Here is a 10029-nt window from a genome sequence, read left to right on the forward strand (position 1 = left end):
CGCAGCGGAGGATACCCTAACGAAAAGGGGGCCGCATGACCGCAGCCCCCAATCCAGATCAGTTTTCGTGAGCGCGAGGCGCGTCAGGCGGCGCTTTCGCCCTTCTTCTCCGCATAGACGCGGATTGGCTCCTTGCGGCCCTCGACGACCTCATGGTCGATCATCACCTCGTCGACGCCGTCCATGCTCGGCAGGTCGAACATCGTGTCGAGGAGGATGTTCTCGAGGATCGAGCGCAGGCCGCGGGCGCCGGTCTTGCGCTCGATCGCCTTCTTGGCGACCGCGACAAGAGCGTCCTCGGTGAAGGAGAGCTTCACGTCCTCCATGTCGAACAGCTTGGCATACTGTTTGACGAGGGCGTTCTTCGGCTCCTTCAAAATCTTGACTAGGGCCTCGGTGTCGAGGTCCTCGAGGGTCGCGATCACCGGCAGTCGGCCGACAAACTCGGGGATGAGGCCGAACTTGAGCAGATCCTCGGGCTCGCCCTGGCGAAGCACCTCGCCGACGCGGCGCTCGTCCGGAGCCGCGACATGGGCGCCGAAGCCGATCGACTTGCCTTCGAGGCGGTCGCCGATGATCTTCTCGAGGCCCGCGAAGGCGCCGCCGCAGATGAACAGGATGTTGGTCGTGTCGACCTGCAGGAATTCCTGCTGCGGGTGCTTGCGGCCGCCCTGCGGCGGGACGCTAGCCGTGGTGCCTTCCATCAACTTGAGGAGCGCCTGCTGGACGCCCTCGCCTGACACGTCGCGGGTGATCGACGGATTGTCCGACTTGCGGCTGATCTTGTCGATCTCGTCGATGTAGACGATGCCGCGCTGCGCGCGCTCGACATTGTAGTCGGAGGCCTGGAGCAGCTTCAGGATGATGTTCTCGACGTCCTCACCGACATAGCCAGCCTCGGTCAGCGTGGTCGCGTCGGCCATCGTGAACGGCACGTCCAGGATTCGGGCAAGCGTCTGCGCGAGCAGGGTCTTGCCGCAACCGGTGGGGCCGACGAGCAGGATGTTCGACTTGGCGAGCTCGACCTCGCCGCCCTTGGCGCCGTGGTTGAGCCGCTTGAAATGGTTGTGGACCGCGACCGACAGAACGCGCTTGGCGTGGCTCTGGCCGACCACATAATCGTCCAGGACCTTGCAGATCTCCGCCGGCGTCGGGACTCCGTCGCGGGTCTTCACCAGCGCCGACTTGGTCTCCTCGCGGATGATGTCGTTGCACAGCTCGACGCATTCATCGCAGATGAACACGGTGGGGCCGGCAATCAGCTTGCGGACCTCGTGCTGGCTCTTTCCGCAGAAGGAGCAGTAGAGGGTGCTCTTGGAGTCGCCGCCGCTCAATTTCGTCATGTCGTTCCTTCAGGCCGCGGACGGCCTGTCATTTCTGCCGCCGGATGCCCCGCGGAGGGAGCATCCTGACTGCAAATTACATCGATCACAATGGCCTAATCGTTAAGCCGCGGATTTCGTTTCCTCATCCATCGGCTGCGGGCGTTTCTCGAACACCTCGTCGACGAGGCCGAACACCTTGGCCTCCTCGGCGCCGAAGAAGCGGTCGCGCTCCACCGCCTTTTCGATCTCCTCGATCGGCTGGCGGGTATATTGCGCCATCAGCTCGTTCATGCGGTGGCGAATGCGCAGGATCTCCTTGGCCTGGATCTCGATGTCCGAGGCCATGCCCTGGGCGCCGCCCGACGGCTGGTGGATCATGATGCGGGCGTTGGTCAGGGCAACCCGCATGCCGGGCTCGCCGGCCGACAGCAGGAAGGCGCCCATCGACGCGGCCTGGCCGATGCACACCGTGCCGACGCGCGGGCGGATGTAGTTCATCGTGTCATGGATCGCCATGCCGGCGGTCACCACCCCGCCCGGCGAGTTGATGTACATGTAGATGTCCTTCTTCGGATTCTCCGATTCGAGGAACAGCAGCTGGGCGGTGATGACCGAGGCCATGTGATCCTCGACCCCGCCGGTGACGAAGATGATCCGCTCGCGCAGCAGCCGCGAATAGATGTCGAAGCTGCGCTCGCCGCGGTTCGATTGCTCGACGACCATGGGAATGAGGCCGGCGGTGATGTCGAGATGGTCCATGGTGACGAGAGGATCCTGTGATTGAAGGCTAGGCCGCCAACATCGGAGGGTTTGCGCGGCGGTTCAAGGGGCTTCGGCGACCGCGGGCATGGCCGCTGCGGACGCCGGGACGGGCGGCAGGCCGGGGCTCAGCCCTCGATCTCGACGACGTCGCCGAACCGAACGGTGTCGAGCACCGTCCCGTGCGCGTCCTCGATGTCTATACGGTGGGCGAGAACGACGCGGCCCTTCTCGGTGACGGCGTCGCCGAACAGGCAGCGCGCCTCGCGCACGGCGTAGGCGCGCGCCGCCTCGAGGCTCGGCAACTCGGCGCCCTCATGATCCGTGACGTCCATGTCGTTATGGAGGTGGAAAAAGTAGCGCGGCATGAAGGCACAGCGCTTGGCCTCGGACTCGGTGCCCGGCGCGCGGGCGAGACGTTCGCAGAGTGCGATGAGAGGTCGGTTTCGCTTTGATAATGGACGGGAAACCTAATCCAGTTTAGGAAACCGCCATGTCGCTCGAAGACCCGGCATGGTTGCGTGAGCAGGCCAAACGGTGCCGCTGGCTCGCCGCCACGGCAACCGACCAGCGCGAGGCCGAGACCCTTCGGCTCATGGCGCACGACTATGAGAAAAAGGCGGGCGAGCTTTCGCAGGCCCGCCCGGCCCCGCCGAGCCCCATGTCGGACGGCTGAAAAGCGCTCGATCCCGCGACGCGAGACGGACAGGCGGGATCCAACCTCTAGGAAGCCTCCGCCAGAGGCATCCCATTCCCGGCCCGGGCGGCGACGGTGAAGCTGATCGCCGTGCCCGAGCTGCCGGTGCTGTCCAGCCAGATGCGCCCGCCATGATATTCTACGATGGTGCGGGAGATCGACAAGCCCAGGCCGAGTCCCTTTTCTTTCGTCGAGTTGAACGGAGAGAAGAGGTCGGTGGCTCGTCCGGCCAGCCCGTACCCGTTGTCGGTCACGGTGAATTCGACGCATTGCTCGTCGCGGCGCCGGACGCGCACATGCACCGACGGCTCGTCGCGATTGGCCACCGCCTCGCAGGCGTTGCGCATCAAGTTCATCAGGACCTGCTGGATCTGAACCCGATCCCCCCAGAGCGATTGGGCGTCTTCGTCGATCTCGTACTTGATCCACTCCTCCGAACAGGCCTCCGCCGAAACCAGCGAATCCACCGTGTCGCGCAGGAGACGCCGTATCTCGACGGATTCCCCGCCTCGACGCTCGGACAGGATCATGTCCTGGACTCGGCGGATGATGCTTCCGGCGGTCTGCACCTGACGCTTGGCGCCATCGAGGGCCTGCGCCGCCATCGTCCGCGCAGACTCGTCATTGCGCGCGAGCAGCTTCTCGCCGCCGGCGAGATAATTCGACGCCGCGGTGAGAGGCTGGCTCAGTTCGTGGGCCAGCGTCGCAGCCATCGTGTTCATCGCGTCCACCCGCGAGAGATGATTGATCTGCTCCTGCAGCGACTCGACCAGCTTGTCGGCGGTCACGTCCTGATCCGTCCCCAACAGCGAGGTCACGACCCCTGCTTCCGACTTGACCGGAATGGCGGTGATGTAGCGGTCCGACGTCGCGCCGCTCGGCAAATAGGCCCTGAACTCGCAGGTCTGGGGCTCGCCGGTCGAAAGCGCGGAGGCGATGAGCTTGGCCATGGTCGCCCGCCCGTCCTCGTCGAGGTAGCGAAAGAACTCGTGGAGCTGGAGGCGGTCGGATCCGGAATCTCGCTCGTACATCGCGCAAAGCTCATCGGACCACAGGATCTCTCCCGTCTGCAGGTCGCACTCCCAGTCGCCGATCCTGGCGATACGCTGCGCCTCGCGCAGACGGGCATTGGCGAGCGTCAGCGCTCGCGAATGGGCGTTGCGCCGGCGAATGCCGATCAGGATGAAGGCGGCGAGAAGCAGGCTCACCAGGGTCACCAGACCCATGATCGTCCGATAGACCCGCGACCGCCGAAGCACCGGCTCGAGGGTGGCGGCCTCTGACGTGCCGGCCGTCACGAAGATCGGGTAACCGGCGATCCTTCGATGGGCGAAGTAGCGCACATGGCCGTCGATGGAGCTCGGGCCCACGTAGGTGCCGTTGGGATTGCGCTGCTGCATGCGCATCACCAGGCCGTCGCTCAGGTCCTCGCCGAAGCTCACTCGGTTGCCCTCGCGCCGCACCCTGGTGATCCCGTCGAGACCGATGACGGAAATGAGGTCGGTCGGCTCGAAACGGGCCGCGCCGACGAAGTTGCTGAGATCGCGCGGCCGGATCTGCACGCCGACGAAGCCGAGCGTAGCGCCGTCCTCGCCCAGCACCCGCCGGGTCAGATAAAGAAAGGTGTCTCCCAGGACCCGCGATTCAATGGGGGGGCTGATGAGCAGCTCGGTGCCCGGATGTGCGCTCTGGCGGATGAAAGCTGGGTTGCGGCTGACATTCGATGGATGGATCGCCCGTTGCTCGCTCGTCGCCAGCAGGTCTCCGTCTGGGCCGACCACGGTCACCACGCCGTAGGTGCTCCCGCTTACGATCGGATCGCGAATGAGGAATGGGACTATCGGCCCCCGTGTCCGCCGGGCCGGGCGGGAGAGAAGATAGCTTTGCGCGATATGCCGGGTGACCAGATCGGCGCCTTCGAACGTGCGCGCGACATATTGCTCCAGAGCGATCGCGCGGTTCTGGGTCTGGCGTAGTGCTGCATCGACGGCGAGGCTTCGTTCGCGCCGCGACTGCTCGATGACGGCGACCCATCCGGCGGTCAGCAGCAGGGCGGTGGAGGCGAGCACCAGGGCATAGGCCACCCACTGCGGCGCCAGCGAAGGCTTCCGCAGGTCATCTACCCAGCGCCACCTCAATCTTCGATTCTCCGCACCCGACCGGGCCGGCATTGACGCACGGGCCCGCAGCATGGGTCAATAACACAGTTGGCGAAAGGCGGGCGGCTTGGCGCGTCCGCAACGGGCGCGGCGGAACTTCGATGCCGAACATCGGTTGGCGGCGGGGAATGTTCGAAGGAGAGCTTTACATGCGCGGATTGGCACTGACTGCCTGTGGTGTCCTTGCGTTGGGCCTGGGCGCCTGCGGAGACGCCGACGACGATACCGCCAACATGGCGATGACCAATGGCTCCGGCACCGAAGCCGCGCCGGGCGACAACGCCACCGCCGCCAGCGCCGGCGCGACGTCGGCCTGGCCCGAGGGCAGCCGTATCGTCGAGGAAGGCGGCGTGACCTATCGAGTCGATTCCGCCGGCGCGCGGGTGCGGCTCGGTCCCAACGAGAGCCGCATCGTCGTCGCCGACGGCGTGCGCTATCGAGTCGATCCCGACGGCGCTCGGGTCCGCATCGACACGCGCGGCGACGCCATCAGGATCGGAGACAGCGTCATCACCGGCAACGCGCCCAACGGCCGCAGCGACGTCGAGACGCCGGGCGAGGCCGCCACCGACGCGGTCGAGGATACCGTTGAAGCGGTCGGCGACGCCGTTCCCGACTAAGGATTTGCGCGAGGCCGTCGCCAAGCGGCCCGCACCTCGCGAAACTCACACGCTCCCGCTTCGGCGGGAGTTTTTCTGTCTGGGCGTTGGGGGGGGCGAACCTGAGTAGCCGCCCGGGAGATTTCGGCGCGACGCTCGAATGACCGGAAACGGACAGTCGCACGCGATGTCCGGTTGCCGCGCCCGCGCCGGCGGCGCTTCGTCGCCGCGGCGGATATTTTCGTCGAACCGATCTTGTTTAGAAACTAATCTTTCCCAATTCGACGCCCACGAGCAGGCGGGATTTCCCAACAACCGGTGGAATCTCCCGCGGGGCCGCTCAGCCTGACCGCGCTGCCAGCGAGCAGGACCATGGAAAACAACGGCTTACGCCTTTTGGCACGACTCGTGCTGAGAGCGCTCCATCAGGGCCCGGGGCCCGCCTTGGGGAAAAGGATCATTGCGATGAAGACTGCGAACACCAACCTCCTCCTCCGCGACGACACCTTCTTCGGCGTCTGCCAGGGGATCGGCGAGGATTTCGGCTTCAGCCCGAACATCCTGCGGGTGGCGTTCGCGCCGTTGCTTTTCTTCAGCTGGCAGGGCGCGATCGCGCTCTATGTCGGCCTCGGCCTGCTGGTGCTGACGACGCGCCTGATCGCGCCGAACCCCAAGCCGGCCAAGGCCCCCGCGGCGGACGTGACGCCGGCCGAGCGCACCGAAGCCGCCGTCGACGCCGACGCCGAGCCACTGCCGATCGCGGCCTGACCATTTCCCGAGCGGGGACAGGAAAGGGAGCGGCCCCCACCGCTCCCTTTTTTATGCTTGCAGCTTGGCGCGCGCCGGCGACTCCGCCAGCGCGCCGGTGGCGAGATCGGCGACGCCCGGCAGAGCAAGATAGTGGAGACGGCGGACCTCGCGGCGGCCGCGCACGACGGTATCGAGGATGAGGCCGCACATGAAGCTCATGAACGCCACGATCATCAAGCCGGTGGCAAGGATCGCGGTCGGGAAGCGCGGCACCAGCCCGGTCTGGACATAGGTGATCGCGAGCGGCACCGAGATCGCCACCGCGATCGCGGCGAGGAACAGGCCGAAGCCGCCGTAGAAGAGCACCGGCCGCTCGATCCGGAACAGGTGAAGGATCGTCTTCAGGATCCGCCAGCCGTCGCGATAGGTCGACAGCTTGGACTGCGAGCCTTCGGGCCGCGCGCCATAAGCGGTGACGACCTCGCCGACCGGCATTGCGAGCTCGAGGGCGTGGACGCTGATCTCGGTCTCGGTCTCGAAACCGCGCGCCAACGCAGGGAACGACTTGGCGAAGCGGCGCGAGAAGATCCGGTAGCCGGAGAAGATGTCGGTGAAGGTGCGGCCGAACAGGCTGGCGAGGATGCCGGTGAACAGCTTGTTGCCGAGCACGTGGCCGGGCCGGTAGCTCTCGCTCTCCACCTCCGACTCGCGGGCGCCGACGACCATGTCGAGCTGCTCGTCGATCAGCTTGGCGACCAGGGCGGGCGCCGCGGACGCGTCGTAGGTCGCGTCGCCGTCGGCCATCACATAGATGTCCGCCTCGACGTCGGCGAACATGCGCCGAACGACATGGCCCTTGCCTTGCATCTTCTCGGTGCGGACGACGGCGCCGGCGGCCGCGGCGACCTCGCGGGTGCGGTCGCGGCTGTTATTGTCGTAGACGTAGACGGTCGCGCCCGGCAGCGCGGCGCGGAACGCCGCGACCGTCTGGGCGATCGCCGCTTCCTCATTGTAGCAAGGCAGGAGGACGGCGATGCGGATGCCGTTGAGGTCGTTGCTCATCAATCCCCTACCCCAAACCCGTTCGGCCTGAGCTTGTCGAAGGCCCGCCTTCCCTTACCCCAGCTGGGTTAAAAGAAGGACAGTGCTTCGACAGGCTCCGCACGAGCGGGTTTGGATTACTTCGCCTTCTTGGCGGGCGCCTTCTTGGCCTTGGGCTCGGCCTTGGCCGCCGGAGCGTCGTCGGCCTTGGCCTTCTTGGCCGCGGGCTTCTTGGCCGGCTTGTCCTCGGTCACCGCCTCGGCCTTGTCCGCCTTCTTCTTGGCGGCCGCCTTCTTGGCCGGCTTGTGGTCATGATCGTGATCATGGCCGCAGCCCGGGCCGTGGACATGCTCTTCCTCGACCTCGATCGCGGCTTCCAGCTCCTCGCGGGTCACCGAGCGGTCGGTGATCTCGGCCTTCGAGAAGATGTGGTCGACGACCTTGTCCTCGTAGAGCGGGGCGCGCAGCTGGGCCGCGGCCATCGGGTCCTGGCGGACATATTCGACGAAGCGCTGGCGATCCTCGGGGCGGTATTGCTGGGCCGCCTGCATGATCAGCGCGTTCATCTCCTGGTTGGAGACCTCGACGCCGTTCTTCTGGCCGATCTCCGAGAGCAGCAGGCCGAGGCGCACGCGGCGCTCGGCGATCCGGCGGTAATCGTCGCGCTCGGCTTCCATCTCGGCGCGCGCGGCATCGGGGTCGGCCTCGTGGCCGGCCTCATGATCGAGCTGGCGCCAGATCTGGCTGAACTCGGCCTCGACCATGGTCTCGGGCACCGGGAAGTCGTGGGCGGCGGCGAGCTGGTCGAGTAGCTGGCGCTTCATGTGGGTGCGGGTGAGGCCGTTCAATTCCTGCTCGACCTGGCCCTTGAGGAGGCCGCGCAGTTGGTCGAGGCTCTCGAGCCCCATCGACTTGGCGAAGCCGTCGTCCGGCGCGGCGTCGCGCGGGACCTGGACCTCGTTGACGGTGACGTCGAAGGTCGCGGCCTTACCCTTGAGATAATCGACCGGATATTCGTCGGGGAAGCTCACCTCGACCTTGCGCTGGTCGTTGGCCTTGGCGCCGACGAGCTGGTCCTCGAAGCCCGGGATGAGCCGGCCCGAGCCGAGCTCGATCGACATGTTCTCGCCCTTGCCGCCCTCGAACGGCTCGCCGTCGACCTTGCCCTCGAAGTCGATCATGAGCAGGTCGCCCTTTTCGGCCTTGCGGCCCTTGGGAGCGGGGTCGAAGCTCTTCTGGCCCTCGGCCATGCGGGCGACCGCGGCGTCGACCATCTCGTCGGTCGCCTTGACCTGGAGGCGCTCCAGCTTCAGGCCGTCGACGCTCGCTTCCGGAACGTCCGGCAGAGTCTCGACCTCGACCTCGACCACGGCATCCTTGCCGGGCTGGTGATCCTCTTCGAGGCGCACGCTCGGCTGCATCGCCGGACGGATCTTGTTGTCGCTGAGGAGCTTCTGAACGCCTTCCTGGATGGCGGTCTCGAGCGCCTGCGCCTCGAGGCGCGGGCCGTGCATCTTGCGGACGAGGTTCGCCGGCACCTTGCCCGGGCGGAAGCCCGGCATGCGCACCTGCGGCGCGATGGTCTTCAGCTCCTGATCGATCTTGGCATCGATCTCCTTGGCCGCGATGGTGAGGCGGTAGCCCCGCTTCAGGCCCTCGTTCAATGTCTCGACAGTCTGCATGATCGTCAGCTTAGCTTTCTAGAGTGCGCCACTCAGGGCTCGGTAAAATCGTTCGGCGCCACGCATCTCACGAAGCGGATGGCTGGTGCGGGCGAAGGGACTCGAACCCCCACATCTTTCGATACTGGAACCTAAATCCAGCGCGTCTACCAGTTCCGCCACGCCCGCCGGGCCGCCGGTCGGCGGGGTCTATAGCAGCCGGAGACATGAGGGCAAGCACCGGCTGTGCCGCGCAGGTCAACGAGCGATTGATCCGATACCGAAGGCGCATTATGCCCGCAACACACTTCTCGGAGGGGACTTCCTACATGCGTTTCAAGTCGTTGCTCGTGGCCGGTGCCGCCGCGCTCGCTTTCGCCACTCCCGCCGCCGCGCAATTTGACGACGGCCACGACCATGGCGGCCACGCCCTGCAACCCGCGCCGGCGGCGGCGCCGACCCCGACTCCGCCCGCTCCCGCCCAGCTCGGCGCGGAGGATTTGAGCTGGTCGACCGAGCTCGGCTTCACTCCCGCCGCGTTCCGCGGCCACGTCATGTTCCTGTCGGACGACCTGCTCGGCGGCCGCGACCCCGGCACCCCCGGGCACGAGATCGCCGCGCGCTACGTCGCCTCGCAATTCGCAGCGCTCGGCGTCCAGCCGGGCAATGACGGCAGCTGGTACCAGCAGGTCCGCCTCGCCCGCTCAACCGCGCAGCCGGGCGCGACCCTGCGCGTCGGCAACCAGAATTTCGCGTCGGGCGAGGGCTTCGCCTTCCTGGGCGGCTACCAGGCCGCTCCCATCGCGGTCGAGGCGCCTTTGGTGTTCGTTGGCTACGGCCTCGACGCGCCGAGCCAGGGCCATGACGATTATCGCGGCCTCGACGTGCGCGGCAAGGTCGTGGTGATGCTCGCCGGCCTTCCGCAGGGCCTCGCCAGCGACGTGACCGCCCATCTCGGCAGCGCCCGGGCGCAGATGGCGGCCGCGCGCGGCGCCGTCGGCGCGATCGTGTTGCGGCCCGAGGCGGCCGCGGCGCGGT

At 66.6% G+C, this 10029-nt stretch carries 9 protein-coding genes, 1 tRNA gene and 1 pseudogene; 4 read left to right on the top strand and 7 right to left on the bottom strand.

Annotated features, from left to right (window positions below):
- Window positions 1–83: 83 nt before the first annotated feature.
- The 3 genes from clpX to G7B71_RS12270 all read right to left on the bottom strand — a co-directional run bounded on the left by clpX (window position 84) and on the right by G7B71_RS12270 (window position 2452).
- Complete coding sequence (gene clpX, locus G7B71_RS12260; protein ID WP_166041286.1) at window positions 84–1343, bottom strand: ATP-dependent Clp protease ATP-binding subunit ClpX; 1260 nt, start codon at window positions 1341–1343, stop codon at window positions 84–86.
- Window positions 1344–1445: 102 nt separating this feature from the next.
- On the bottom strand, window positions 1446–2084 hold the full coding sequence (gene clpP / locus G7B71_RS12265; RefSeq protein ID WP_166041287.1) for an ATP-dependent Clp endopeptidase proteolytic subunit ClpP: 639 nt from the start codon (window positions 2082–2084) through the stop codon (window positions 1446–1448).
- Window positions 2085–2212: 128 nt separating this feature from the next.
- Window positions 2213–2452: a hypothetical protein gene (locus G7B71_RS12270; RefSeq protein WP_166041289.1), complete on the bottom strand. Its 240-nt coding sequence runs from the start codon at window positions 2450–2452 to the stop codon at window positions 2213–2215.
- Between the two features lie 125 nt (window positions 2453–2577).
- On the opposite strand from G7B71_RS12270, the gene G7B71_RS12275 reads away from it, so the two are divergent.
- Window positions 2578–2760, top strand: coding sequence for a hypothetical protein (locus G7B71_RS12275; RefSeq protein WP_166041291.1), 183 nt, complete (start codon window positions 2578–2580; stop codon window positions 2758–2760).
- A 47-nt stretch (window positions 2761–2807) separates the two neighbouring features.
- Here the strand turns inward: G7B71_RS12275 and G7B71_RS12280 are convergent, their stop codons facing one another.
- Entirely contained in the window at window positions 2808–4919 is a 2112-nt protein-coding gene (locus G7B71_RS12280) for an ATP-binding protein (RefSeq protein WP_207774792.1), read from the bottom strand.
- A 170-nt stretch (window positions 4920–5089) separates the two neighbouring features.
- Between G7B71_RS12280 and G7B71_RS12285 the strand changes: the two genes are divergently transcribed.
- Window positions 5090–5560 (top strand): hypothetical protein, encoded by a 471-nt coding sequence (locus G7B71_RS12285; protein ID WP_166041295.1) that lies wholly within the window; start codon window positions 5090–5092, stop codon window positions 5558–5560.
- Window positions 5561–6004: 444 nt separating this feature from the next.
- Window positions 6005–6307, top strand: a complete 303-nt coding sequence (locus G7B71_RS12290; protein WP_166041297.1) for a PspC domain-containing protein — start codon at window positions 6005–6007, stop codon at window positions 6305–6307.
- Between the two features lie 51 nt (window positions 6308–6358).
- Here the strand turns inward: G7B71_RS12290 and G7B71_RS12295 are convergent, their stop codons facing one another.
- From G7B71_RS12295 to G7B71_RS12305, 3 genes are all read right to left on the bottom strand, one after another.
- Window positions 6359–7351 carry a glycosyltransferase family 2 protein gene (locus G7B71_RS12295; RefSeq protein WP_166041299.1) on the bottom strand — a complete coding sequence of 331 codons (993 nt, stop codon included), beginning with the start codon at window positions 7349–7351 and terminating at the stop codon, window positions 6359–6361.
- A 116-nt stretch (window positions 7352–7467) separates the two neighbouring features.
- Complete coding sequence (tig, locus tag G7B71_RS12300; RefSeq protein WP_166041301.1) at window positions 7468–9012, bottom strand: trigger factor; 1545 nt, start codon at window positions 9010–9012, stop codon at window positions 7468–7470.
- A gap of 83 nt (window positions 9013–9095) precedes the next feature.
- A tRNA-Leu gene (locus tag G7B71_RS12305) sits at window positions 9096–9180 on the bottom strand.
- A gap of 140 nt (window positions 9181–9320) precedes the next feature.
- Between G7B71_RS12305 and G7B71_RS12310 the strand changes: the two are divergent.
- Window positions 9321–10029 (top strand): annotated as a pseudogene (locus G7B71_RS12310) (aminopeptidase); the annotation flags it as partial.

The organism is Sphingosinicella sp. YJ22 (genome assembly GCF_011320075.1).
In the GTDB taxonomy this organism is placed as follows: Bacteria; Pseudomonadota; Alphaproteobacteria; order Sphingomonadales; family Sphingomonadaceae; genus Allosphingosinicella.